The 26,379-nt window shown below is 61.7% G+C and carries 15 protein-coding genes; 7 read left to right on the top strand and 8 right to left on the bottom strand.

Translation table 11 applies throughout. The features are described from left to right. Positions 1–22: 22 nt before the first annotated feature. Entirely contained in the window at positions 23–1,492 is a 1,470-nt protein-coding gene (locus BN3659_RS04525) for a lipopolysaccharide biosynthesis protein (RefSeq protein WP_091534921.1), read from the bottom strand. Between the two features lie 336 nt (positions 1,493–1,828). Between BN3659_RS04525 and BN3659_RS04520 the strand changes: the two genes are divergently transcribed. Both BN3659_RS04520 and BN3659_RS04515 read left to right on the top strand, forming a co-directional pair. Further along, positions 1,829–3,088 (top strand): phosphoglycerate kinase, encoded by a 1,260-nt coding sequence (locus BN3659_RS04520; RefSeq protein ID WP_091534920.1) that lies wholly within the window; start codon positions 1,829–1,831, stop codon positions 3,086–3,088. A 75-nt stretch (positions 3,089–3,163) separates the two neighbouring features. Beyond that, entirely contained in the window at positions 3,164–5,197 is a 2,034-nt protein-coding gene (locus tag BN3659_RS04515; protein WP_224757792.1) for a M13 family metallopeptidase, read from the top strand. A 662-nt stretch (positions 5,198–5,859) separates the two neighbouring features. Here BN3659_RS04515 and BN3659_RS04510 read toward each other — a convergent pair. The 4 genes from BN3659_RS04510 to BN3659_RS04495 form a co-directional block, all read right to left on the bottom strand. Further along, entirely contained in the window at positions 5,860–6,096 is a 237-nt protein-coding gene (locus BN3659_RS04510) for a hypothetical protein (RefSeq protein ID WP_141682491.1), read from the bottom strand. A 1,007-nt stretch (positions 6,097–7,103) separates the two neighbouring features. Next, positions 7,104–8,459 (bottom strand): sigma-54-dependent transcriptional regulator, encoded by a 1,356-nt coding sequence (locus tag BN3659_RS04505; protein WP_091534914.1) that lies wholly within the window; start codon positions 8,457–8,459, stop codon positions 7,104–7,106. Further along, a complete protein-coding gene (locus BN3659_RS04500; RefSeq protein WP_091534913.1) occupies positions 8,456–10,879 on the bottom strand; it encodes a hybrid sensor histidine kinase/response regulator in 2,424 nt (807 codons plus the stop codon). The genes BN3659_RS04505 and BN3659_RS04500 overlap by 4 nt, the downstream gene beginning before the upstream one ends. 33 nt (positions 10,880–10,912) lie before the next feature. After that, positions 10,913–13,228: a patatin-like phospholipase family protein gene (locus tag BN3659_RS04495; RefSeq protein ID WP_091534912.1), complete on the bottom strand. Its 2,316-nt coding sequence runs from the start codon at positions 13,226–13,228 to the stop codon at positions 10,913–10,915. 74 nt (positions 13,229–13,302) lie between these two features. Here BN3659_RS04495 and pheS point away from each other — a divergent pair, with 74 nt between their 5' ends. From pheS to mnmG, 5 genes are all read left to right on the top strand, one after another. Then, positions 13,303–14,328 (top strand): phenylalanine--tRNA ligase subunit alpha, encoded by a 1,026-nt coding sequence (gene pheS / locus BN3659_RS04490; protein ID WP_091534910.1) that lies wholly within the window; start codon positions 13,303–13,305, stop codon positions 14,326–14,328. Between the two features lie 8 nt (positions 14,329–14,336). Beyond that, positions 14,337–16,088, top strand: coding sequence for a tetratricopeptide repeat protein (locus BN3659_RS04485; protein WP_091534909.1), 1,752 nt, complete (start codon positions 14,337–14,339; stop codon positions 16,086–16,088). Next, positions 16,085–17,209 carry a murein hydrolase activator EnvC family protein gene (locus BN3659_RS04480; protein WP_253181058.1) on the top strand — a complete coding sequence of 375 codons (1,125 nt, stop codon included), beginning with the start codon at positions 16,085–16,087 and terminating at the stop codon, positions 17,207–17,209. Before BN3659_RS04485 ends, BN3659_RS04480 begins: the two co-directional genes overlap by 4 nt. A 369-nt stretch (positions 17,210–17,578) precedes the next feature. Next, entirely contained in the window at positions 17,579–18,013 is a 435-nt protein-coding gene (gene ybeY, locus BN3659_RS04475; RefSeq protein WP_091534905.1) for an rRNA maturation RNase YbeY, read from the top strand. Positions 18,014–18,059: 46 nt separating this feature from the next. After that, complete coding sequence (gene mnmG / locus BN3659_RS13445) at positions 18,060–20,384, top strand: tRNA uridine-5-carboxymethylaminomethyl(34) synthesis enzyme MnmG (RefSeq protein WP_253181057.1); 2,325 nt, start codon at positions 18,060–18,062, stop codon at positions 20,382–20,384. A gap of 221 nt (positions 20,385–20,605) precedes the next feature. On the opposite strand, the gene BN3659_RS04460 is transcribed toward mnmG, so the two are convergent. The 3 genes from BN3659_RS04460 to BN3659_RS04450 form a co-directional block, all read right to left on the bottom strand. After that, complete coding sequence (locus tag BN3659_RS04460; RefSeq protein ID WP_091534903.1) at positions 20,606–21,619, bottom strand: branched-chain amino acid aminotransferase; 1,014 nt, start codon at positions 21,617–21,619, stop codon at positions 20,606–20,608. A 159-nt stretch (positions 21,620–21,778) separates the two neighbouring features. Continuing rightward, positions 21,779–23,821: a methionine--tRNA ligase gene (metG, locus tag BN3659_RS04455; protein WP_091534902.1), complete on the bottom strand. Its 2,043-nt coding sequence runs from the start codon at positions 23,819–23,821 to the stop codon at positions 21,779–21,781. A 399-nt stretch (positions 23,822–24,220) separates the two neighbouring features. Continuing rightward, positions 24,221–26,374: a S46 family peptidase gene (locus tag BN3659_RS04450; protein WP_091534900.1), complete on the bottom strand. Its 2,154-nt coding sequence runs from the start codon at positions 26,372–26,374 to the stop codon at positions 24,221–24,223. Positions 26,375–26,379: the final 5 nt, after the last annotated feature.

Genomic DNA, 26,379 nt, shown 5'->3' with positions numbered 1-26,379 from the left:
CCCTCGTCGCAGCCACCCCCGCCTATCTTCGTCCGAGGGCCGAGCGGACCAAGGCCCCGAGGTCGATCCGCTCGCGGCGGACGAGGTAAGCCGCGTATCCTGCAAACGCCACGATATTAAACGCATATCCGGCCCATTTATTGCCGATGCAGGCCGTCGCCGCTTCGCACAGGGCGAAGACCCCGAGCGCCGCGGCTGCATACTCCCCGATGCGCCTCCAGTCGTAGGGCGTCGGGAAGAAGCGGCGGTTGAGCCACCAGCTCACGGCGACCATCGCCGTCTCGCTCGCCAGCCGCGCCCACGCCGCGCCGAAATAGCCCCAGCGGGGGATCATCCAACTGCCGAAGCCGAGGATCGCCGCAAGGCCCGTGCCCGTTACGACGATCGCCAGCGAAGTCCGCTCCTCGCGCTTGTACCAGAACGAGAGGTTGAGCCACACGCCCGTCAGCACATTGGCTCCGAGCACCACGGGCAGGATGTAAATCCCCTCGCGGAATTCGCGGCCCACGATCAGCGCGAACAGATCGCGGAACAGCGCGATGCCCAGAAAGATGACCATCGAAGCCATCACGTAGTATTTCAGAGCCGCGGCGTTCATCCGCACGAAATCCGTCTTCCTGAAATTCGACAGAAAGAACGGCTCGGCCGCAAGGCGGTACATCTGATAGAAGAGCATCATCACCACGGCGATCTTCGTGATCGCCCCGTAGACACCCAACTGCGCCATCGCCCCCTCCGGCACGAGGTATTTGATCAGCTGGCGGTCGATGAACTCGTTGGCCGTACCGGCCAGTCCGCCCGCCAGCAGCGGCAGCGAGTAGGCGAAGACCGCCGCCAGCAGCGGCAGCGAGATGCGCGGCACGGTGCGGTCCGCCGTGCAGAGGACCGCCCCCCACGTCGCGGCGCTGGCCGCGAGATTCGCCACGAACACCCAGCCCACGCCGAAGTCGGTGGCGTAGAGCCCCATCAGGCCGAACGCTACGGCCAGCGCCACGTTGAGCACCACGCCGAGCAGCTTGAATCCCACGAAGATCATCGCGCGCCCCTGCTCCCTCAGACGCGAGAAGGGGATCGCGGCCCAGACGTCGAAAAGGACGATCGCCGCCACCCACACGATGTACTCGGGGTGGAGCGTATAGACCTCGCCCATCAACCGCGCCGCACCGTCGCGGAAGAGGAGCGCCGCGGCGAAGAACCCGGCGGCGGCGAGCGACGTGACGCCCCACGTCGTGGCGAAGAGTTTCCGCTTGGCCGCCGCCACGTCGCCGCCGGCCTCTTCGGCCTTGGCCGCGAAGCGGAAGTAGCTCGACTCCATGCCCATCGTCAGCAGCGTGAGCGCCAGCGGAATCAGCGCATAGATGTCGGTAACGACGCCGTAGGTCTCCTGCCCGAAAATGCGGGTATAGTAGGGCGTGAGCAGATAGCTCAGGAACCGCACGACGATGGTGCTGATGCCGTAAACGGCGGTCTGTTTGGCTAATTTTTCGAGCATTGGGGCCGTATAACCCGCAAATATACGAAAATTTCGGCAACTGTTCCGCATCTTTTGCGGTCGGCGGCCATTGGGGCCGCACTTTCCGTTCGGCGTCCGCTTGCCCCGCACCGCCCCGGCGGGTGCCGGCGACCGCCGGTGCACGGCGGACGGCGCATTTTTTGCGTCGGGACGCCAAAGCCTCCCCCGAGGCCGTGCGCCGCGGCGGAAGGGCAGCTCCCCGCAAAGTCCAAAAACCGAGGCGAAACGAACCGATTTAGGGAAATATTTCCTAAATTTGTCGCGTTATTTAAGTAAATGAGAGTGAATCAACAGCAATTTTAATCCGCAACAACCATGTTCAAGATCGATTCCTACGATTTCAAAGGCAAACGCGCGATCATCCGCGTAGACTTCAACGTACCCCTCGACGACGAGGGCCGCGTAACGGACGACACCCGCATCCGCGCGGCGATCCCCACCATCGAAAAAGTACTCTCCGGCGGCGGCTCGGTGATCCTGATGTCGCATCTGGGCCGTCCGAAGAAGAATCCCGATCCCAAATACTCCCTCCGTCAGATCGTCCCCGACATCGAGCGGCTGCTCGGACGCAAGGTGCTCTTCGCCGGCGACTGCACGGGCGACGAAGCCGCCCGCATGGCCCGCGATCTGAAGCCCGGCGAAGTGATGCTTCTGGAGAACCTGCGTTTCTACGCCGAGGAGGAGGGCAAGCCCCGCGGCTTGGCCGACGACGCCGACGACGCGGAGAAGGCCGAAGCCAAGAAGGCCGTGAAGGCTTCGCAGAAGGAGTTCGTGAAGCGGCTGGCCTCCTACGCCGACTGCTACATCAACGACGCCTTCGGCACGGCTCACCGCGCCCACGCCTCGACGGCGTTCATCGCCGACTATTTCCCCGAGGACAAAATGTTCGGCTACGTGATGGAGAACGAGCTGAAAGCCATCGAAGGCGTGATGCAGCATCCGCAGCGCCCCTTCTGCGCCATCATCGGCGGATCGAAGGTCTCGACCAAGATCTCGATCATCGAAAAACTGATGGAGAAAGTGGATTCGATCGTCATCGGCGGCGGCATGACCTACACCTTCGCCGCGGCGCAGGGGGGCCGCATCGGCAACTCGATCTGCGAACCCGAGATGTTCCCCGTGGCGCTCGACATCCTCGCCAAAGCCAAGGAAAAGGGCATCGAACTGGTGATGTCGCCCGACGCGCTCGTCGCCGACGCATTCTCGGCCGACGCCCGGACCGCGACCGCTCCGTCGGACGATATTCCCGACGGGTGGCAGGGCGTGGACATCGGCGAGGAGGGCAAGCGGCGTTTCCGCGAGCACATCCTCGGCTGCCGGACGATCCTCTGGAACGGTCCCGTGGGCGTATTCGAGATCGACAAGTTCGCCTCCGGTTCGAAAGCCGTGGCCGAGGCCATCGCCGAAGCGACGGCCGCAGGCGCCTTTTCGCTCATCGGCGGCGGCGACTCGGTGGCCTGCATCAACAAGTTCGGCCTCGCGGACAAGGTCTCCTACGTCTCGACGGGCGGCGGTGCGCTGCTCGAATACATCGAGGGCAAGGAGCTGCCGGGCGTGGCCGCCATCCGCAAATAACGGACAACCGACTTAACCGCGGCGGGGCGCGTTCCCTGCGGACGCACCCCCGCAAAAAAACCTAAAATACATCCTATGAAGAAATTGTTTCTTTTAGCGACCACAGCAGCATTTATGGCAGCGTGCGACAACCAGCCGGCGAAGACTCCGGCGATCGACCCCGCGAATTTCGACCTCGCGGCGGCCCCCGAGACCGACTTCTACCAGTACGCCACCGGCGGCTGGCAGGAGCGCAATCCGCTCAAGCCGGAGTATGCCCGTTACGGCGCATTCGACATGATCGGCGAGAACAACCAGATCCGCATCAACGACCTCTTCAAGGAGATGTCGAAGCAGACGGCCGAACGGGGCACCGTCGAACAGAAGATTTCGGACCTCTATAAAATGGGTCTCGATTCGGTGCGCCTCAACCGCGAAGGCGCCGCGCCGATCGCGGCCGGCGTCGCGGAGCTGCTCGCCCTCGACGACCGCAGCCAGCTCACGCGGGCCATCGCCCGCCTGCACGCATCGACGGCCAACCCCTTCTTTTCGGTAGGCGTGCAGGCCGATCTGATGAACAGCGACATGAATGCCCTCTATGCCGGCCAGAGCGGGCTCACGATGGGCAACCGCGACTACTATCTCGACGCCGAGAACGAACGCATCCGCACCGCCTACAAAGAGTACCTCGCCAAGATCTTCACCCTCGCGGGCATGCCCGAAGCCGAGGTTCCGCAGGCCGTGGAGGATGTGATGAAGGTCGAGACGGCGCTGGCCGAGAAGTTCTGGTCGAACGTCGAGCTGCGCAACCTGCAGGCGCAGTACAACCCGATGTCGAAGGCCGACTTCGAGAAGACCTACGATGCGATCGACTGGGCCGAGTACTACCGCACGACGGGTCTGGGCGACTTCGAGACGATCATCGTAACGCAGCCTTCGTCGCTCGCCGCCGCGAACGAAATCCTCAAGACGATGCCCGTTGAAGCGCTGCGCCACTACCTCGCGGCACAGTACATCGACGGTGCGACCTCGTATCTGAGCGACGATTTCTACGCCGCATCGTTCGACCTCTACGGCCGCGTGATGTCCGGCACGCAGGAGCCCAAGCCGCGCTGGAAGCGTGCGATGGCCGTGCCCAACGGTTCGCTGGGCGAGGCCGTGGGCGAGATCTACGTAGCCAAGTACTTCCCCGAAAAGGACAAGGCCCGCATGGTCGAAATGGTGAAAAACCTGCAAAAGGCCCTCAGCCAACACATCGCCAACCTCGATTGGATGAGCGACGAAACGAAGGCGAAAGCTCAGGAGAAGCTCTCGACGTTCACCGTGAAGATCGGCTATCCCGACAAGTGGAAGGATTATTCGACGCTCGAAATCGACCCTGCGAAGAGCTACTGGGAGAACATCGTGGCCGTGAACAAGTGGTACATCGCCGACAACCTTTCGAAGCTGGGCAAACCCGTCGACAAGGAGGAGTGGCACATGTCGCCCCAGACGGTCAACGCCTATTACAGCCCGCTGAGCAACGAAATCTGCTTCCCGGCCGCCATTCTCCAGCCGCCGTTCTACAATCCCGATGCGGACGACGCGGTGAACTACGGCGCCATCGGCGTGGTGATCGGCCACGAGATGACCCACGGATTCGACGATCAGGGCCGTCAGTTCGACAAGGACGGCAACATGAACAACTGGTGGACCGATGCCGACGCCGAAGCCTTCAAGAAAAAGACCGACATTCTGGTCAAGCAGTTCGATGCCATCGAGGTGCTTCCCGCGCGCGACGGACAGCCCGCCGTCTATGCCAACGGCGCACTCTGCCTCGGCGAGAACATCGCCGATCAGGGCGGTCTGCGCGTAGCCTACACGGCGCTGCACAACGCGCTCGACACCTCGGGCGTCGCGCCGATCGACGGCTTCACGCCCGAACAGCGTTTCTACCTCGGCTATGCAACCCTCTGGGCGCAGAACATCCGCGACGAGGAGATCGCACGCCTGACCAAAGAAGACGTGCACTCGCTGGGCAAGTGGCGCGTGAACGCCACGCTGCGCAACATTCAGGAGTTCTACGACGCCTTCGGCATCGACGGCGGAGCGATGTTCATGCCCGTCGAAGAGCGCGTAATCATCTGGTAGCTTACGATTCGCACGGCTTCCGCAAAGGAGCTGTCCAACAAGTCTGATTTGAACGATTTCACCCCTGCCGGAATTTATTCCGACAGGGGTGATTTCCGATTTTCGGGACTTGTTAGACAGCCCCTTTCCCGTTCCGGGGCATCCGCCCGGGACAGCCGCTCCCACTCGGGAAGAAGGTGCCGCAAACCTCGGCCTCCCTTCCGTACCGACAGGACGCCCGAAAGAGGCCGGAAAAGACACTCCCGGCATTTTCCGCACCGCGCCGAAAGCACTCGCAGCACCGGATCTTACTCTTTCCCCTTCCGCACCGCCGCAAACTGTGCATTGCGGGCGCACTCATTTGCAGCTCCACGAACTTTCACCGTCCCGCACCGGCGGCAGGGCGGACACGTCCCCATGCACTCTGCCGCAAAAGAGGAGCAGCCATTATCGGACCATGCCGGAACCGTCCGCAATCCGGCCGAAAAACATCCATGCGGACCCGCCTCCCGTCGATCCACGAAGCGGATGCCGCCGCCCCCATGCGAAAGGCGCGGAAACAGGCTCCGCGGCGAAGACGAACGCCGAAAAACGGGTGCGGCGACGGCACGAAAAGAACCGCTCCGTCGGTCGGACGGAGCGGCAGGCAAGCAATGTCAGATTTGATGTATCCCCCAAACAAACTACTTGGCATTCGTTGCCGTGCCCTCAGCGGGCTTCGCGGTCGAACCCTGTCCGGATTCGGTCTGAGCGCCCGTCTTTTCGCACTTCTCCGGACAAGTACCCTCGGCTTTCTGCTCAGCGGCCGGCTGCTCGGTAGCCGTCTTGTCGTTGGTCGTGTTCTTCTCGGGCTGCTGGGCACATGCAATCGTACCGCCCATCATCATCACTGCTGCCAGTGCTGCCAATGTCTTTTTCATGGTCTTGAAATTTTAGAAGGTTTAACTCCGTTTATCGTTCGGGCCGTCGTTCGCAACCCGTTCCGACCGAAAAAGGATCAAGCCGCATGCCGCTGACAGGCTATTTCGATAACCCGCTGTTCGACCGAACTATACACACTATTCAAAATTCCGCACGGATGGGGAAAAGTGTGGACCTGCGGTGTGGATGCGTGGAAAAAATCCACACGACTCCCGTCGCTCCGCCATTCTCGGCCGGAGGGAGGAGGCTTTGCCGCCGGCAGCTCCCCGGCCGATGCGTCGGATCGTAATGCGCGCGCTGTCGTCCAGCGCATCCGTATCTCGGAAAAAAGGTCCCGGAGAGAGGGGGGGGGACGAACGCGATCCGAAACGGGGAGCGTTTACGGTACAAAGACCCGCGCCTTTCCGTTGCGGCGCCACCGGCCGACCGCTCGCGGACCGCCATCCGTCTGTCGCCGCACGTGCCGGCAGACCCGTACACAGTCGTTCGCCAAAATCCGTCGACGGACCAAAGGTCCCGCAACTGTCCGTCTCACGAACGGTTTTATCCGCACTGCGTCCGAAGCCCCTCTACCCCTGCGGCGAAGCAAGCCCGAAGTATCCGCCGCCAGCGCCGGACAGGCGACTTTTCGGCACGAAAAATACAGAAATCGGAATTCGTTCGCCGTTCGGCTGCGGCCGGACCGACAAGGGCACCGGGCAATGGGCCGGCCGCCTCTACAGGGACGCGGCGAACCTCCGGCTTCGCCGTGGCGATGTCGAATAAACTTCAAAAAAACCATCGCCCCGCGCTCGGCAGTCGCCCCTCCTCCGGTCCCGGCAATCATCGGACACGGCCCCTCCCGCACCCCGTTCGTCGAAACAGTACGGGCTCGGACGATACAGGGAGACCGTCCTGCCGCCATCCTCGAAACGGATACCGCAACTCATACGGCACCGGGGTGGGAAGAAAACGCGGAAAGCAGAGGCGACGAAGACGAACGTCGAAAAACCGCGAGCGCCCCTCTCTACTCGATCCCGTAGAGACGGAGCTTGTTGTAGAGGGTTTTGCGGTCGATGCCGAGCGCTTTGGCAGCCTGCGACTTGTTGCCGCCCGAGGCCGCGAGCGCACGACGGATGCGCTGCTCCTCGGTCGCGGGATCGCGGAGCAGCGTAGCGGCCGACTCCGCGCCCGTGATCTCGGACGGGAGCTCCGCACAGGTGATATACTCCCCTGCGGCCAGCAGCGTGGCGTACATCACCACGTTCTTCATCTGCCTGAGATTGCCCGGCCACGGGAAGTTCCGCAGGGCGGCGGCGGCTCCGGCGTCGAATCCCACGATTTTCTTGTCCAGCTCGCGGTTGGCCTCGTCGAGGAAGAAATCGGCATAGAGCAGAATATCTTCGGGCGTATCCCGCAGCCGGGGCATCCGGAGCACGAACTGATCGAGGCGGTGGTAGAGGTCGGCCCGGAACGCACCCCGCGCAATGGCCTCTTCGAGATTCTCGTTGGTCGCCGAAACGATGCGGATATCGGTCGGTATCTCGCGCAGACCGCCGACGGGACGAATCCGGCGCTCCTGCAAGGCGCGCAACAGCTGCACCTGCGTCTCGTAGGTGAGGTTCCCCACCTCGTCGAGAAAGAGCGTGCCTCCGTTCGCCGCTTCGAAAGCTCCGGTCTTGTCGCTCAGAGCTCCCGTGAACGACCCCTTCGCATGGCCGAAAAACTCCGATGCGGCCAGCTCGCGGGGGATCGCGCCGCAGTCCACCGCGACGAAGGGCTTGTCCGCCCGGCGGCTCCGTTCGTGGATCAGACGGGCGATGTGCTCCTTGCCCGTGCCGCTTTCGCCCTCGATGAGCACCGACATCTGCGTGGGAGCCACGAGCCGCACATGCTCGTAGAGCTTGCGGGCGGCATCGCTGCGCCCCTCGATGTAGTCGGGCACCGTCCTCCCCGCCGACGGACGGACCGCGGAAGCGGCGTCGTTCCCGACGGCCGGGACCGAAGCAGAAGCCGCAGTCTTCGGCCGCTCCGTCGCCTCGCGGATCTTTTGCAGCAGCTCCTCGGGATTCACCGGTTTCGACACGTAGTCCTTCGCACCGAGCTTCATGCTCCGCACGGCATTGCCGATCTCGGCATAGCCCGTCATCACGATCACCGGCACGGCTTCCGCGCGGCGGGCGATCCACTCCAGCAGATCGGTGCCGTCGCCGTCGGGCAGCCGCATGTCCGTCAGCACGAGGTCGCACGACTCCTCCGCGAGCCGCTTGCGGGCCGCTTCGAGGCTTGCCGCGGTCGCCGTCTCGCACCCTTTTTTCCCGAGCCACGTGGCGAGCATCAGAGCGAACGTTACGTCGTCGTCTACGATCAGAATCCGTTTCATACCGATTGCAAAGATACTCTTTTTTGCGCTTCCGCGACGATCCGCCGCACACTTTCGACGGTCCGCAGCGTCAAACGCCGCACCTCCTCGTCCACAGGTTCTCCGCACCGTTCGAGGATCCGGAGCGCCGAGGCGACCTCCTCGGCGCCGAGCATCGTGAAGATCGGCGCCATGCGGTGCGCGAGCGCCCTCACGGTTCGGGCGTCGTCCGCGGCGAGGGCTTCGCAGAGCCGGTCGCACGCCTCGGCGTTCTGCTCGGCGAACGTGCGGAGAATCTCGCGGGCCGCCGCCGCATCGTCGCCCGCGAAGGCCGTCAGAGCCTCGAATCCCGCGACGGTCGCCCCTCCGGCGGCACTTTCTGCATCCGCCGGCGCTGCCGGACGCAATCCGACGATCGCGTCGAGCAGCTCCAGCAGCTCCGCCGCGGAGAAGGGTTTGCGCAGTACGCCCGCAAATCCCTCCGGCATCGGCTCCGAACGGGCCGAGACCGCCACGACGGGCAGGTCGCTCCGCACGCTGCGAATCGCTTCGAGCACCCGGAACCCATCCATCGAAGGCATCTGTATGTCGGTGAACACGGCGTCGAACCGTTGTTCGGCGACCAGACGGGCGGCATACTCGGGATAGGGGCACGAGGCCGCCTCGATCCCCTCGGCGCGGCACAGCGCGGCGGTCATCTCCAGCTGCAACGGATCGTCGTCCACCCACAGCAGCCGCAATCCGGCTCCGGACCGCAAGGTGGATTCGGGATGCGCCGGCGGCACTCCGACCGGCACCGAGACGATGAACTCGCTCCCCTCGCCGGGCACGCTTTCGAGCCGGATGCTGCCCCCGAGCAGCCTCACCAGCCGGTCGACGATCGAGAGACCGAGGCCGAAGCCGTCGACACCCTCGGCCGAGCGCAGACGCACGAATTCGCGGAAGATGCGCTCCTGCTCCTCGCGGCCGATTCCGCGGCCCGTATCCTTCACCGAGAAGACGAGCCGGTCGGCATTCTCAAGGCGCACCGCGACGGTTACCCCGCCCCTGTCGGTGAATTTGAGGGCGTTCGAAAGGAGGTTGTCGGCGATCTGCCGGATGCGCGACGGATCGCCCGCCACCTCGCGGCGGGCCGTAGGGTCGACATCGAGCGCGAGCGCGAGCCCGCGCCGCTCGGCCGCGGGCTCGAAGCCCGTGCGGATGCTTTCGAACAGCTGCGCGGGGTTGAACGCCACGCAGGCCGCCTCCACTTTGTTCATGTCGAGGCGGTAGAAGTCGAGCAGGCTGTTCACCAATCCGAGCAGATGTTCCGACGCGCCCTGCATGTTTCGCAGGTAGAGCGCCTGCCGCTTGTCCGTGCTGAGGCGCGAGAGCAGGTCGATGTAGCCCATCACGGCCCCGAGCGGAGCCTTGATGTCGTGCGTGATGGCCAGCATCAGTTTTTCGCGGGCCTCCAGCAACGCCTGTTTCTCGCGGTTGGCCTCTTCGAGGCGCCGTTTGTAGCGGTTGCTGCGGTTGACGTCGCGCCAGAGGACCGCGACGAAGAGCAGCATGAGCACCACGGCGCCGCCCGCGATCCAGCCCAGCGTCTCGGACGAGCGGCTGCGCAGCCGCTCGCCGGCCTCGATGCGCCGGAGCACGAAGGCGTCGTCCTCGCGCTGGAAGTCGGAGAGCAGGCGGTAGATCTGGCGGTTGACGAGCCGGTTGTTATGGCTGAGCCGCAGCCCTTCGTTCCAAGCCTCGTCGTAGATTTCGATCCGTTCGTCCGTGATCCGGTCCTGCAAACCGCGCAGCACCGTGGCGATGGTGTCGGCCACCGCGGAGGCGGGCAGCGAATCGACTACGGTGCGCGTGGCGGAGATCACGATGCTCGAATCCTCCTTCGGAGGGCTGAACACATCGGCGATGCGGCGGAAGAATCCGCGGCGGCGGCGCTGCACCCGCACCGTGTCGTAATGCTCCACGACGGCCGGCAGTTCCGCGCGCAGCGAATCCTGCGGCCGGATGAGCGCTTCGATGTTCTTGCTCAGCAAGCCCGTCGTACCGCCCGAACGGAGCGAGCGGAGCAGGCTCAGCGTCCGCCGCTCCTTGTCGCGGATCAGCAGCGAAATGCTGTCGAGACGCCGGGTCTGGAGGGTGTCGCGTTCGAGCCCGCGCAGCGAATCGAGATAGCCGAGCACCGTGCGCAGCTCACGCCGGTATCGCTCTTCGTAGGAGCGGTAACCGGCCGTCATCAGCAGTCCGTAGCCTTCGGCCTGATAGAGGTGGTAGAGGGTCTGCGCCGCCACGTCGCGTTTCGAACGCAGCGCGGCATAGCCGCCGTCGCTCTCCGACGGACGGACCGCGGACCGATAGACATAGACCACGCCCGCGAGGCACAGGAGCAGCAGCACGACGTACCCCGCGGCGATCTTCGTCTTGACGTATCTGGACTCTTTCATGATGCGAAGAATTCCGGTCCGGCAGCCGCACGGTCAATAGAAGGTTCCGCGGGGCGTGAAGATCGCATAGCCGAAGTTGAACATCAGGTACATGTTCTTCCAGTTGCGCAGGTCGTACTTGGTGAGCGAGAGGCTCACGGGGCCGATGGACGTATGGTAGACCAGCGACGCCTCGACGATGTAGTGCATGCGGTCGTCGTAGGCCCGGCCCTCGTTGTAGGCCAGCGGGCTGTAACTGCGCCTGTCGCGGTACATGGCGTAGAAACCCGTCCGGAAGAAGAAGTCGGGCAGCAGATCGAAGGTCGGCATCACGCCGCCGGCCACGAAACGCCGCGCATAGAAGTCGGGCATGTAGACCATCTTCGACTGCGGCACGGGTTCGTAGGCCGGCAGCGCCATGAGGGTCGAGACGTCCGTGGTGAAATCGGGCTGGTTGGTGTAGACCGCATCGACATCCAGTCCGAACGAGAACCAGCGGCAGCCGGGCACGTCGAAATACTTGTCCCACGTGAGGCGTCCGCCGACCCACTGGCGGGTGCGGATCGTCAGGAAATCGGTCCGGTCGAAAGGCTGGTATTTGTCGCGGCCCGCGACATAGATGCCCGAAAGCGTGAAGTGCGATCCCTTGCGGGGATAGAGAGGCTTGTCGAGCGTGTTGCGTTCCAGTTCGAGCTTGAGGGCGAAATAGGAGAAGCGCGTGTGGTCCGTATCGTCGGCGAAGAGGATGTCGGAGTCGTAGCGGTAGTTGATGTGCCCGCCGTTGGCCCGCAGCGACACGAGGCTGCGGCGCGTGAGGGGCAGCCCCGCGGCGATCGAACCGAAGATTTCGCTGCTTTTGACCTGCAGCGTGTTGTCCACTTCGGTTACACTGCCGAACGATCCGTGGCGCAGGTTCTTGACCGAAAAGTTGTAGGCATAGTCGAGGTAGAGGGGCTTGCCCATGTAGAAGTCGGCACGCCCGCCGAAGGCGCCCCACGTGTAGAGCGGTCCGAGGTAAAGGTCGGCACCGAACGTATGGGCCACCCGGCCGATGGTCTGGTAGCTGACCCCGATGTAAGCCTGATTGAATGCCGTGGAGGAGATGTTGCCGCCGATCATGACCTTGAAGTTGGGCTTCGTGCCGAGCCGTGCGGCGAACGAATAGCGCTCCCGCTCGGGACTGTACGCGGCCTTGGGGAACTCCATCGAGAAATCGCCGCCCGCGAGGATTCCGTAGAGGTTGTCCTTCAGTTCGCCGTATCCCATCTGGCGCTGGCGGCCCGGGGTCTTGCGGTCGAACTTGGCGAAGTCGCGGACGTATTCGAGCTGCATCCGCCGAAGCCCCGAGATTTCGTAGTCGTCGAAGATGAGCGGAGGACACTTGGCCCGGAACTCGGCCCTGCGCTGCGCATAATAGGCCGAGTCGCGGCGTTCGCCGACCGATGCCAGCAGGGCGGGCATCGCGGCCGTCGCGTCCTTGTAGCCCATGTCCATGATCGCCACGCCGTCGTCGAAATCGAGCATACCCGCCGGTACGGCACGGCGGATCATCAGGCTTCGGTCCTCGGGCAGCGAGTAGTCCGTGTCGTGCATGGCCAGCACGAACGCCTGATCCATCAGATTGTTGTTCTCGCTGGGCGCCGTATTGCCTTCGGTGCAGACCGACCCCACGATGAATCCGGGCCGGAAACTCTCGTCGAGCGGCCGCCACGGGAAGTTGTCGTAGATGCCGCCGTCGTAGAGGAGCATCGAGTCGATCTTCATCGGCTTGAACACCAGCGGAATCGACATCGACGAACGCACCGCCTCGCCCAGATCGCCGTCGCGCAGCACCACCCCTTCGCGGGCGTTCATGTCGCTCGCCACGCAGAGAAAGGGTACCATCAGATTGTCGAAATCGCCGCCCGCGGCGGCCGTGGCCGGAGCCAGCAGTTCGAGCAGCGCCATGTCCACGGGCGTGGATGAAATGAGGTTGGTCGGTATCCGGAACCGTTTGCCGGGTTCCGTATTGCGGAAGTCGAGACGCAGCCTGAAGAACGAGGGTACGTGCCCCACCTGCCGGTAATAGGGCATGTAGTTGGGATCGATGCGCCCCGAGACCCACTCCTTGACTACGCCCGAAGCGACGATCTCGCGCATCTCGGACGGAGAGTATCCCGCGGCGTAGAGCGCGGCGACGATCGACCCCATCGACGTACCGGCCACGTAGTCGATCGGGATGCCGTTCTCTTCGAGGGCTTCGAGCACACCGATGTGGTAGAGCCCCTTGGCTCCGCCGCCGCTCATCACGACACCCACCGACTGCGCATGCACGCCGCCGAGAGCCGGCACGCACGACAGCACGACAAAACAGAGGAGCCTGCGCAGCATATTCTTAGAATTTTTTATAACTTTGCATCTTAAAGCGCCCATAAAAGTAGGTAAAAAGCATAATAATCCCAAATATGACCAACAAAATCAACGATCTGCTCCGGCGTGTGGAGGCGTTCAAACCGCAGGCTGCGGCCGAATTGGAGGAGTTCCGCATCAAAATCCTCGGCAAAAAAGGCGAACTCACGGCCCTCATGGAGGAGTTCAAGACCGTGGCGCCCGAGCTCAAACGCGAACTCGGACAGCAGCTCAACAGGCTCAAGACCACGGCCACCGAACGCATCAACGCCCTGCGCGAAGAGCTGGGCAACGCCGCGGCGGACCGTGCCGCCCGCGTCGAGGACATGACCCGTCCGGGTTCGGCCGAGCCGCTCGGATCGCGCCATCCGATTTCGCTCGTGCGCCGCGAGATCGTCGAGGTTTTCGCCCGTCTGGGCTACACCGTGGCCGAAGGTCCCGAAATCGAGGACGACTGGCACGTCTTCTCGGCCCTCAACTTCCCGCCCGAACATCCGGCCCGCGACATGCAGGATACCTTCTTCATCGAGAAAGACCCCGACATCCTGCTGCGCACGCACACTTCGTCGATTCAGGTGCGGACCATGGAGCGGCAGAAGCCGCCCATCCGCGTGATCTGCCCGGGCCGCGTCTTCCGCAACGAGGCCATCTCCTCCCGCGCCCACTGCATCTTCCACCAGATCGAAGGGCTCTACATCGACGAAGGGGTCTCGTTCGCCGACCTCAAGCAGTCGCTCCTCTACTTCGCCAAGGAGGTCTTCGGCGGGCAGACCGCGATCCGCATGCGCCCCTCCTACTTCCCCTTCACCGAACCCTCGGCCGAGGTGGACGTGTCGTGCAACCTCTGCGGCGGCAAGGGCTGCAACGTCTGCAAGGGCACGGGCTGGCTCGAAATCATGGGTTGCGGCATGGTAGACCCCAATGTACTCACGGCCAACGGCATCGACCCGCAGAAATATTCGGGATTCGCCTTCGGCATGGGGATTGAACGCATCGCCATGCTGAAGTACGGGGTGAAGGACCTGCGTCTCTACTTCGAAAACGACGTCCGCTTCCTCCGCCAGTTCGATTCGGCTCTCTGATCCGCCCCATGAAACGTCCGGCCGCCATATCGTTCGCACTGCTCCTTTTCTGCACGGCCTTCGCCGGTGCGGCGGGGAGCGGCACGGCACGGCCGCAACGGTCCGATTCGATTCCCGACTCGCTGCGCAGCGTCTATCTCTACACCGAGGGGATCAAACGGCAGATGATCCGCCTCGATACGACCGGGGCCCGCACGCTCTTCGCGGAGGCCATCCGCCGCGATTCGTCCTATGCACCGGCCTACTACGAACTGGCCGGGTCGCTCACCGCAGGCGGCGAGCGGACGATCGGCGAAGTGATCCGCCTCGCGGGAGAGGCCGCGAAGCTCGACACGGCGAACAAATGGTACCGCCAGTTCTACGGGCAGGCCCTTCTGATCGGAAACCGCTACGACGAAGCGCTGGACGTCTACCGCAGCCTCACGCGCAGCGACGCGCAGAATCCCGAGAACTTCCGTCTGCTGGCCGCCCTCTATGCCGAGGCCGAACGCCCCTACGAAGCGATCGCGGTGCTCGACTCGGCGGAGCTCCGCTTCGGGCGCATCCCGATGCTGAGCGCCTCGAAACGCCGGTTGCTGATCGACACGCGGCAGTACGACCGCGCACTGGCCGAGGCGCAGGCGCTCGCCGAGGCGGCTCCCTACGAAGCCGAAAACCACGTGGCCCTCGGCGAACTCTACGCACTCATGCGGCGCGATTCGCTCGCAGCGAAGTCTTTCGCCGATGCGATCGAACTCGATCCCACGGACATCGCCGCGCTGGTCGCCGCGGGCGACTACTACAACCGCAAACAGAACTATCCCGCCTTCCTGTCGGTTACGCGACGCCTCTTCGACTCGGACGAGCTGACCGCCGGGAGCAAGATCGCCCAATTCGAAAGGCTCACGGCCGACCTGCGTTTCTACCGCGAATACTTCCTGCAAATCAACGAGCTGGCGGCACTTCTGGCACTGAAGTATCCCAACGACCCGAAGGTCGCGGACCTCTACGGCAAACACCTGATCGCCTCGGGGCAGCTGGACGAAGCGCTGGCGCTCTACAAGCTGCACACGGCCGACCGGCCGCCCGTGAAGGAGTACTTCACGATGGTGATCGACATCGAAAGCTACAAGCAGCGGCCCGACTCGGCCGAGCGGTACATCGCGCAGGCGCTCGGGCTCTTTCCGGACGATCCCGATTTCCGGATCGCCCGCGGGCACATCCACGTCTACGGAAAACGCTACAAGGAGGCCGTGAAGAGCTACCGCGAAGCGCTGCCCTACGTCCGAAGCGATTCGCTGCGCGGGCTGGTCTGGGGCTATATCGGCGACGTCCATCACGCGGCCGGCGAACACAGACGATGCTACACGGCCTACGATCGGGCGCTGCGCTATTATCCCGGAAATGCGTCGGTGCTCAACAACTACGCCTATTTCCTCGCCGAGGAGGGCAGCCGGCTGGAGCGGGCGCTCGACATGTCGGGCCGCGCCATCGCGCTCGACGAGAACAACCCGACCTATCTGGACACCTATGCGTGGGTGCTCTTCAAGCTGGGCCGCACGGCCGAAGCCAAACGGTCGATGCAGCTCGCCATCTCGCTCGACGGCGGCAAGAGCCCCGACCTGCAACTCCACTACGGCGACATCCTCGCAGCCTCGGGCGAACGCTTCATGGCCGAGGTCTACTGGCGCAAAGCGCTGGAGAACGGATACGAAGACCCCGAAGCCGTCGCACGCCGTTTCGAATGGCTCGAACAATCCGAAAAAACCTCCTCCCCATGAGACTCCGCACGCTGATCCTCCTTTTTGCCGGCCTCGCGGCTTTCGCGGCCGCAGGCGCACAGAACACTTCGCGGATCGAGGCCCAGAAAAAGGTCGTCGCCGACCTCGAAAAGCGCATCGCGGCCGAAGAGCGCGAAATCGCGCGGCTCAAGCAGGGCCGCACCCGGACCGAGGAGCGCGTGAAGCGGCTGGCCCGCCAGATTGACGCCCGCAACCAGCTGCTCGAAGCGCAGGAGGAGCAGGCCCTGCTGCTCGCCGCACAGCTTTCGAAGACCGGTTTCACGGCCGACAGCCTCTCCGCGGCGCTCGACCGCAACAAGGCGCTCTATGCCGCCATGGTACGCGAAGCCTACCGCAACTACAAACACGAAAACTACCTTACCTACCTCTTCTCCGCAGAGGATTTCGCCGACGTGGCCCGCAAGATCGCCAACCTCAGGGCCGTCGCCCGGATGCGCGCCGACAGGCTCCGCCAGATCGAAGAGCTCAAAGGCAGGGTAGCGGCCGAAAAAGAGCTGCTCGACCGACGCAAGACGGCGCTCGACTCCGTTACGCAGCAGCTCCGCACACAGCGCGCCAAGCTCGAACGCGACGCCCGCACGGCCCGCGCCGACGTGCGCCGGCTCTCGAAACAGGAACAGCAGCGCCTAAGGCAGAAGATGGCGCAGGAACAACGACTGGACGTGGCGATCGACGAACTGCGCAAACTCACCAAAGGCAACAAGGAGGGCGGCACGTTCTCGGCGAAGACGGCCGGCCTGCGTCTGCCCGTCGCCTCGGGCAAGGTCCGCCGCTACAAGGGCAACATGGCCGAGATCACCGGACCGCGCGGCGCCCGCGTCAGCTCGATCTACGAAGGCAAGGTGGTCGAGATCAAACGCAACCGCATCACCAACAAATACGACGTCTACGTCGCCCACGGCGAATACCTGACCTCCTACGCCAATCTGGGGTCTGTATGCGTCGAGAAGGGGGCGAAAGTGGCGCGGAACCAGCAGATCGGGACCATCGGTTCGTCGGTGAACATCGCCACGATGGAGACCGAATACAAGCTCGTCTTCGGCATCTACTCTCCGTCGCCCTCCGAAAAGATGCTCGCGGAGAAGTGCTTCCGCAAATAACGCGCGGACGGATCCGGATCACACCGAACGCAGTCCGAAGACCGCACGTGGGCGGGCAAAGACCCCGGAGAAAACCCGATCGGGATGCCTTTCCTCATCCCCCGGGATGGCGGGACGGCGAAGGGCCCGGGGATTCACGGTCCGGGCAGTCCCGAAAGGCCGCCGGACCCCGAGCGGAGGGAGAAGGGAAGCGTACAAAAGTCCGGAAACCCGTTTCGGCGGGCGGGCGTTTCATTCGTTCTCTTCCGCGGAAAAAGGGCGAAGGTTCCGGGAGGAGACCCCGGTCCCGGCAGTTCGGATGCCCGTCGCGCCCGATTCGCGGAATGGGGGGGGACGACCGGAAAAAACGAACGGCAAAAAAAGTTGCTTATGGCTGTAAAATACTATAACGACGGATGCAGCTACCGCCTGCCCGAGAAGCGGCGCACGGCGGCATGGCTTCGTGAAACCGCCGGCCGCGAGGGATACGTGCTGGGCGACGTGAACTACATCTTCTGCTCGGCGGAGAGGCTGCTGGAGATGAACCGGCAGTATCTCGGCCACGACTACTACACGGACGTCATCACGTTCGACTACAGCGACCGCCGCGGCACGCGGACCGTCGCGGGCGACATCTTCATCGACGTGGAGACCGTAGCGGACAACGCACGCATCTACGGGGCACCGCGTTTGCAGGAGATGCGCCGCGTGGTGGTGCACGGCCTGCTGCACCTTTGCGGCCAGAACGACAAGACGCCCCGCACCAATGCCCAGATGCACCGCAAGGAGGACCGCTACCTCGCACTGCTCGAGAAGGAATTTTAAGGCGTTTTCGTCGCTTTTCATCACACTTCGGAACAAAGACATTCGAATGGTACTCGAATACGATATAATCGTCATAGGAGGCGGCCATGCGGGCTGCGAAGCCGCGGTTGCGGCCGCACGCCTCGGATCGCGCACGCTGCTGCTCACGATGGACATGGAGAAATTCGCGTCGATGTCGTGCAATCCGGCTGTCGGAGGCGTAGCAAAAGGACAGATAGTCAGAGAGATAGATGCACTCGGCGGACAAATGGGACGCATCGCCGACCTCACGACCCTCCAATTCCGGATGCTCAACCGCTCGAAAGGCGCCGCCATGTGGAGCCCGCGGGCGCAATGCGACAAAACCCGTTTTTCGGAGGAGTGGCGCCGCACGCTCGAAAACACGCCGAATCTCTACATCTGGCAGGATTCGGCCGTGGAGCTGCTTTTCGACCGGCTCGCTCCTTGCGATGCGGCCGCTTTCGATCGGGTGGACAGCGGCACCGGATGCAGGATGCAGGAACCGCAAAAAGGGGATTCGGCGGAAAGTTCCGCACAAGGCCGGGTGCCGGAAGCAAGCTTGGACGAATGCGCCGATAAACGGCCGACAGGCAATACCGCCGAACGGTCCACGGAACGGCCGCCGAGCGGTCCCATGCAAGGACAGCAGCCGGAAAAGAGCTTAGACGGGCCCTGCCGGCCGCATTCAGCAAGCGACTTCATCGCCGAACAGCACCCAATCGCATCCGCAGACAATCGCACGAAGCAGGAGGATGATTCCGGCACGGATCCGACGCGGGCAGAAAAGGGAAGTAGCGATTGCACGAACAGCCCCGCAGACAGTGCGTCTGCGGAGGATCGTCCGGCCGCACGGTCGTCCGGCAACGCTGCGGCTTGCGAAGCCCCCCGATGCCGCATTCGGGGAGTACGGACCCGCATGGGCGTAGAGTTCTCCTGCAAAGCCGCGATCCTCACGAGCGGGACGTTTCTCGGCGGTCTGATGTATTGCGGCCGCTCTCAAGCCGAGGGAGGCAGGGCAGGGGATGCCGCCTCGCACGGCATCACGGAGTGTCTGCAAGCCGTCGGATTCGAGACCGGACGTATGAAGACCGGCACGCCGGCGCGTTTGGATGCCCGCACGATCGACTTCGAGATACTCGAACCCCAATACGGGGACGAAGTGCCGGCAAAATTTTCTTTTTCATCTGATACACAGCCTGTTAAACATCAACTTCCTTGTTTCGTCGTCTATACGACGCCCGAAATCCACGCCATTCTGAAAGAGGGATTCGCCGAATCGCCGCTCTTCAACGGCACCATTACGGGGATCGGTCCGCGCTACTGCCCGAGTATCGAAGACAAACTCCGTACCTTCGCGGGCAAAGAGCAGCACCAGCTCTTCCTCGAACCCGAAGGGCGCACGACCAACGAATACTACCTCAACGGTTTCTCCTCATCGCTGCCGTGGGAAGTGCAGTGGAAGGCGCTGCATAAAATTCGGGGTTTCGAGGATCTGCACATCTACCGTCCGGGTTACGCCATCGAATACGACTATTTTCCACCCACGCAACTGCATCATTCGCTCGAAACCAAACTTGTCCGGGGACTCTATTTCGCCGGACAAGTCAACGGCACGACCGGCTATGAAGAGGCCGCCGCACAGGGTCTCATGGCGGGCATCAACGCCCATCGGGCGCTGAAAGGCGAGGAAGCCGTCGTATTGCAGCGCGACGAAGCCTACATCGGCGTACTGATCGACGATCTCGTAACCAAAGGCGTGGACGAACCCTATCGCATGTTCACCTCGCGAGCCGAATACCGGATCTTATTGCGACAGGACAATGCCGATATACGTTTGACCCCGAAAGGTTATGAAATCGGACTGATTTCTCGAAAAAGATACCGGGAATTCGTCAAAAAAAATACGCTCGTAGAATCGCTTATTTCCTACGCACACAAACAGAGCGTCAAAGCAGACGAAATAAACGGCTATTTGAAATCGGTAGGAGAGGAGCCGATGACGCAGGGCAGAAAGCTCTATGACGTCGTATTGCGCAGCAAAGTAACCTTCTCAGCGCTCGCCGAAACATTGCCCGATCTGAAGCAGTTCATTGCCGAACATGAAATCGGACCGGAAGTGATCGAAGAGGCCGAAATTCAGATCAAATACAAAGGTTATATAGAACGAGAGAAATTCATAGCGGAAAAACTTCACCGATTGGAAAATATACGGATTCCTTCGGATTTCGATTTTCACCGTTTGCAAGCACTGACGATCGAAGCCCGCCAGAAACTCTCGCGCATTCGGCCGGCGACCATAGGACAGGCATCACGCATCCCGGGTGTCTCACCGGCCGACATCAACGTCCTGCTCGTAAAATTCGGCAGATAGCGATTGTTCCACGTGGAACAACGAGCCGTTCAGATCAATCTATTTTACACAGAAAAAAAATATCTTATTACTATAAATTACAAACACGCATACTCAACGAGACTTCGCCATACACACGCATTTTTTTTCGGAAAGATTTCGCAACTATGTTCCACGTGGAACAAAAGAGAAGCCCGCTTATGAAAGCGGGCTTCTCTTTTCATGCACTTTCCGAAGAGGAATTACATTACGATCGTACACCAATTATGCGTATCCTCGGCACGACCGTACTGAATATCTTGCAAACGGGTATAGAGTTCGAGGCTGACTTTGCCGACCTCCGAACCGTAAGTATAGGTCTCCTTCGTATCGACATCGTAGATTTTGTCGATCGGAGAGATCACCGCAGCCGTACCGCAGCCGCCGCACTCTTCGAACGTAGACAACTCCTCGACGGGAATGCGACGCTCCTCGACTTCGAGACCCATATCCTTGGCCAACTGACGAAGGCTCTTGTTGGTGATCGAAGGCAGCACCGACTGCGACTTCGGCGTGATGTACTTGCCGTCCTTGATGCCGAAGAAGTTGCAGGCGCCGCACTCCTCGATGTACTTATGCTCGGCCGCATCGAGATACATCACGCTCGAATAACCCATTTGATGCGCTTTTTCGCCCGACATGATGCTGGCCGCATAGTTGCCGCCGACTTTCACGTCGCCCGTACCGCGCGGTGCCGCACGGTCCTGTTCACGGTCGATGATGACCTCCATCGGTTTGATGCCGCCTTTGAAATAAGCGCCCACAGGCGAACAGTAAACGACCAACAACGCATCCTTCGCAGGTTTCACACCCAGACCGGCCGTCGTACCGAACATCACGGGTCGCAGATAGAGCGAGGCGCCCGTCCCGTAGGGAGGAATGAAACGCTCGTTGCGCTTCACTACCTCGATGCACGCATTGACAATCATCTCGATCGTCGGAACCGGCAGACACAGACGCTCGGCCGACGAACGCAGACGCTTCGCGTTCTCCTCGACACGGAACAGTCGCACCTTGCCGTCGACGCCGCGGAACGCCTTGAGACCCTCGAAGAGTTCGATGCCATAGTGCAGACACGAAGCCGACATGTGCATCTTGATGTACTCGTCGCTCGTGATCTGCATGTCGCTCCACTTGCCGTCGATGAATTCGTAGCGGACATTAAAATCGGTCTTCATATAATTGAAGCCTAAGGAAGTCCAATCCAAGTTTTCCATTTCGAATAAGTTTAAAAGTTGTTAGCAATTATAATCGGTTCGTTCATTTTCTTACCTTACCGGTCCGATTCCCCACGACGCCGACCGCTCCGAACCCGTACCGCGGCACGCTGCATCCGGCCCGCAGAATACGAACAGGCATCGTCCCATCGTGCGGAATCATCCCACGACGGCGCCGTTCATCGTCCGTTCGTCGGGTCCAAGCAGCCGCAGCTTGCCGCCGGCATCCTCGGCCATCAGGATCATGCCGTTCGAAAGGATTCCCTTCAGTTCGCGCGGCGCGAGATTTACCAATACGAGCACTTGCCGGCCCACCAATTCCTCCGGTGCGAAATGTTCGGCGATGCCCGACACGATTTCGCGGCGGTCTATTCCCGTATCGACGGTCAGCTTCAGCAGCTTTTTCGTCTTGGCGACCTTCTCGGCCGCAAGGATCGTCGAAACGCGAATATCCATCCGGCCGAATTCATCGAACGATACATTATCTTTCTGTTTTTCAACATTTTGCGTATTCTCTGCCGCTGCATTCGCCTCCTTCGCGGCCACCAGTTTGTCGAGCTGGCGCCGGATCGCCTCGTCCTCGATCTTCTCGAACAGCAGTTCGGGCTTCGCTATGCGGTGGCCCGCAGCGACCAGATCCGTGCTACCCAGCTGCTCCCAGCCGAGCTCCCCGACCGCGAGCATGTCGCGTATTTTCCGCGCCGTGAACGGCATGAACGGTTCGATGGCGATCGACGTATTGGCTGCGATCTGAAGTGCCGTATGGAGGATGGTACCGACCCGCTCGGGATCGGTCTTGACGAGTTTCCACGGTTCGGTATCGGCCAGATACTTATTGCCGATACGGGCCGCATTCATCGCATCCTTGAGCGCCTCGCGGAAGTGGTAGGTTTCGATGTTGTTTTCGAGCGATGCCTTGATGCCGCCCAACTCGGCCAGCGTCTCCCGGTCGTAGGCATCGAGCTCGCCGCAGGCGGGAACCACCCCGTCGTAATATTTCTGGGTGAGAACCAGCGCACGGTTGACGAAGTTGCCCAGCACGGCCACGAGCTCATTGTTGTTGCGGGCTTGGAAATCCTTCCATGTGAAGTCGTTGTCCTTGGTCTCGGGAGCGTTGGCGCAAAGCACGTAGCGCAGTACGTCCTCCTTGCCCGGGAACTCGTCGAGGTATTCGTGGAGCCACACGGCCCAGTTGCGCGACGTGGAGATCTTATCTCCTTCGAGATTGAGGAATTCGTTGGCCGGCACATTGTCGGGCAGAATATAACCGCCGTGCGCCGCGAGCATCGACGGAAAGACGATGCAGTGGAAGACGATGTTGTCCTTGCCGATGAAGTGCACCATCTTCGTATCCTCCGACTTCCAGTAGCGTTCCCAATCGGGCGTGAGCTCTTTCGTAGCCGAAATATAGCCGATCGGCGCGTCGAACCAGACATAGAGCACCTTGCCTTCGGCTCCTTCGACCGGCACGGGAATACCCCAGTCGAGGTCGCGGCTCACGGCACGGGGCTGCAATCCGCCGTCGAGCCAGCTCTTGCACTGGCCGTAGACATTCGATTTCCACTCCTTGTGTCCATCGAGAATCCACTCGCAAAGGAACCCCTCGTAACGGTCGAGCGGCAGATACCAATGTTTCGTTTCGCGTTTCACGGGCACGGAACCCGAAACGGCGCTGTGCGGCTCGATCAGTTCGTCGGGCGAGAGGGTCGAACCGCACATTTCGCACTGGTCGCCGTAGGCGCGGTCGTTGCCGCATTTGGGGCAGGTTCCCACGATGTAACGGTCGGCAAGGAAGGTCCCAGCCTCCTCGTCGTAATATTGCATCGACGTTTTTTCGATGAATTTGCCTTCGTCGTAGAGTTTGCGGAAGAATTCGGAAGCCGTTTCCGCATGAACCGCCGACGAAGTTCTCGAATAGATGTCGAACGAAATGCCCAGCCGTTCGAACGAATCCTTGATCAGTTCGTGGTAACGATCGACGACCTGCTGCGGCGAAACGCCCTCCTTACGGGCTTTGATGGTGATGGGCACGCCGTGTTCGTCGCTTCCGCAGACCCAGACGACGTCGCGCCCCCGCAGACGCAGATACCTCACATAGATGTCCGACGGCACGTACACGCCCGCCAGATGGCCGATATGCACCGGACCGTTGGCGTAGGGAAGGGCCGACGTAACCAGATAACGCTTGAACTCTTTTGTCATATTTTCAGTTGCGCGCTCTTACAGATTATAATTTCTGTCAAAATTAGTAATTTTTACGATAAACAAAAAGTAAAGGCGCATATTTCACAAAATATTTAGAAATTACGTTCCCCGATCCGTCATAAAACGCGGGCTCCTGTTTTCCGGGTCCGAACGTCATTATTCGCGGCCGGGCGATGCGCATATCGGCCGACCGGACGTTCAAATCCCGCCCCGACGACGGAAGCAAGCGGCCCCGAACGCATTGCCGGTCCGCGACGAACATGAACGTCCCCCCGCCCGATACGCCACCGATTCCGCGTTCGGGACGGCAAGACGCGGGACAGGCTTCCCCGTCAAGAAAAAGATCCGGAACCTCCTGCGAGGTCCCGGATCCCGTTCTTAGGCGAAGCGCCCCGATCAGGCCTTCGCAGTCTTGGGAGCCTCCTTCTGCACGATCTCCATCTCGTCGAGCAGCCAGCCTGCACCGGCGAACTTGTCGATGATGAAAAGCACATAGCGCACGTCGACCGAGATCGTCCGCTGCAATTCGGGTTCGAACGCCACGTCGCCCGACATGGCCTCCCAGTTGCCGTCGAAAGCCAGACCGATCAGCTCGCCGCGGCCGTTCATGATGGGCGAGCCGGAATTGCCGCCCGTGATGTCGCAGTTGGCGAGGAACGCCACGGGCATCTCGCCTTTGTCATTGGCATAGCGGCCGAAGTCGCCCGCCTTGTAAAGCTCCTTGAGTTTCGCGGGCACCACGAACTCGGCGTTGTCGGGGTTCTCCTTCTCTATCACGCCCTTCAGCGTAGTGTAGTAATCGTAGGTGATGCCGTCCGCCGGATCGTAGGGGAGCACCTGTCCGTAGGTAAGACGGATCGTGAAGTTGGCGTCCGAAGCCCATGCCTTCTCGGGCTGCATGCGCATCAGACCGGCGATGTAGAGGCGGTGTCCGCGATCGAACTTGCGGCGGGCCGCCTCGAAAGCCTCCTCGCCTTCGGTGAATTTCTCCCTGACCGACTTGAAGAGGACGACCGCCGGATCGTTTTCGACGGCCTCGGCCGAGTAGTCGTCCAGCAGCGCATAGAACTTCCCGGGATCGACGGCGGCCGAACGTGCGTAGAAATCGTCGACATAAGCGTCGATGTCGCCGCCGAACTCCTTGTCGATCACCTCTTCGTAGATCGAAGGCAGGTTCCGCATGTTTTCACGCGCGATACGGAGCATACGTTTGGCCACCTTGCGGTCCGTGGGCATGTTGTAGTCCTTATAGAAATTCACCATGCGCTCGCGCACGGCCGCACGCTGCTCGTCGGTCATCGAATCGTTCAAGCCGAAGACCATATAGGAGGCCGGCCCGAGAGCCTCGATCGCACTGAGGAATGCCTCGCTGATATACTGGCGCGTGGCGAGAATCGGCGTCTGTTCCCCGACCGCCTCCTCGATGAGCGGCAGCGCGTCGATAAAACCCTCCTCGGGCAGCGTGTTGGCCTCGGCCCACTTCTGGAATTCGGCCTCCTGCGCCTGTTTCTTGCCCTTCACGTCGAGTTTGCGGATGCCGCGCGACATGCCGATCGAATTCTTCCAGTAATTCGACGATCCGGCATATTTCGAAGCGTACTGGATGCGCACCTTGTCGCTGGCGGCCATGTCCTCCTTGAGGATCGCCTGACGCTCGCCGCGGATGAAGATGCGCTGGGGGTTCGTAACGTCGAGCATCTGGTCGATCTCGTACGAGGTCATGTAACGCTCGGTCGATCCGGGAAAGCCCATAATCATCGTGAAGTCGTTCTCCTCGTAGCCGTCGAGCGACACCTTGAGGTGTTTCACGGGTTTATAGGGCACGTTGTCGGGCGAATAGGCCGCCGGTTTGTTGTCCTTGCCGGCATAGATGCGGAAAATGGAGAAGTCGCCCGTGTGGCGCGGCCACATCCAGTTGTCGGTCTCGCCGCCGAACTTGCCGATCGACGAGGGGGGCGCACCGACCAGACGCACGTCCGTGAACTCCTCGATCACGAAGGCGAAGTACTGGTTCCCGCCGAAGAAGTCCTTGATCTGAATCTGCATGCCGGGGTGTTCGGCCGCCAGCTTGTCGGAGAGCGCCTTCGCGTTTTCGCCGATGATTTTCGCGCGCTCCTCCTCCGAAGCGATATCGGGGACATTGCCCAGCAGATCGGCCGTTACATCGGCGATTTGACGGATGAAACGCACCGTCAGCCCCGGAGCCGGCAGCTCCTCGGCGTTGGACATGGCCCAGAAACCGTCCCTGAGGTAGTCGTGATCCACCGACGAAAGTTCCTGAATCGAAGCGTAGCCGCAGTGGTGGTTGGTGAAAACGAGCCCTTCGGGCGACACGACCTCGCCCGTGCAGCCGTTGCCGAAGATGACGACGGCGTCCTTCAAAGCCGTCCGGTTGAGGCTGTAAATCTCCTCGGCCGAAAGCTTGCACCCCTTGGCCTTCATGTCCTTGATGTTCATTTTCTGCAAGTAGGGCAGCAGCCACATGCCCTCGTCGGCATAGGCCGTGAGCGACAACACGGCCGCCGCAGCGAATAAAAAGAGTTTTTTCATAAAAT

Source organism: Alistipes sp. CHKCI003 (genome assembly GCF_900021155.1).
GTDB lineage: Bacteria > Bacteroidota > Bacteroidia > Bacteroidales > Rikenellaceae > Alistipes > Alistipes excrementavium.
Note: the sequence above shows the minus strand (reverse complement) of the source record. Positions and strands in the feature narration are given on the sequence as shown.

Excerpts from the sequence above, each read along its gene's own strand:
- BN3659_RS04525 (WP_091534921.1), bottom strand. The coding sequence starts at position 1,492 with ATGCTCGAAAAATTAGCCAAACAGACCGCCGTTTACGGCATCAGCACC.
- BN3659_RS04520 (WP_091534920.1), top strand. The coding sequence starts at position 1,829 with ATGTTCAAGATCGATTCCTACGATTTCAAAGGCAAACGCGCGATCATC.
- BN3659_RS04515 (WP_224757792.1), top strand. The coding sequence starts at position 3,164 with ATGAAGAAATTGTTTCTTTTAGCGACCACAGCAGCATTTATGGCAGCG.
- BN3659_RS04510 (WP_141682491.1), bottom strand. The coding sequence starts at position 6,096 with ATGAAAAAGACATTGGCAGCACTGGCAGCAGTGATGATGATGGGCGGT.
- BN3659_RS04505 (WP_091534914.1), bottom strand. The coding sequence starts at position 8,459 with ATGAAACGGATTCTGATCGTAGACGACGACGTAACGTTCGCTCTGATG.
- BN3659_RS04500 (WP_091534913.1), bottom strand. The coding sequence starts at position 10,879 with ATGAAAGAGTCCAGATACGTCAAGACGAAGATCGCCGCGGGGTACGTC.
- BN3659_RS04495 (WP_091534912.1), bottom strand. The coding sequence starts at position 13,228 with ATGCTGCGCAGGCTCCTCTGTTTTGTCGTGCTGTCGTGCGTGCCGGCT.
- pheS (WP_091534910.1), top strand. The coding sequence starts at position 13,303 with ATGACCAACAAAATCAACGATCTGCTCCGGCGTGTGGAGGCGTTCAAA.
- BN3659_RS04485 (WP_091534909.1), top strand. The coding sequence starts at position 14,337 with ATGAAACGTCCGGCCGCCATATCGTTCGCACTGCTCCTTTTCTGCACG.
- BN3659_RS04480 (WP_253181058.1), top strand. The coding sequence starts at position 16,085 with ATGAGACTCCGCACGCTGATCCTCCTTTTTGCCGGCCTCGCGGCTTTC.
- ybeY (WP_091534905.1), top strand. The coding sequence starts at position 17,579 with ATGGCTGTAAAATACTATAACGACGGATGCAGCTACCGCCTGCCCGAG.
- mnmG (WP_253181057.1), top strand. The coding sequence starts at position 18,060 with ATGGTACTCGAATACGATATAATCGTCATAGGAGGCGGCCATGCGGGC.
- BN3659_RS04460 (WP_091534903.1), bottom strand. The coding sequence starts at position 21,619 with ATGGAAAACTTGGATTGGACTTCCTTAGGCTTCAATTATATGAAGACC.
- metG (WP_091534902.1), bottom strand. The coding sequence starts at position 23,821 with ATGACAAAAGAGTTCAAGCGTTATCTGGTTACGTCGGCCCTTCCCTAC.
- BN3659_RS04450 (WP_091534900.1), bottom strand. The coding sequence starts at position 26,374 with ATGAAAAAACTCTTTTTATTCGCTGCGGCGGCCGTGTTGTCGCTCACG.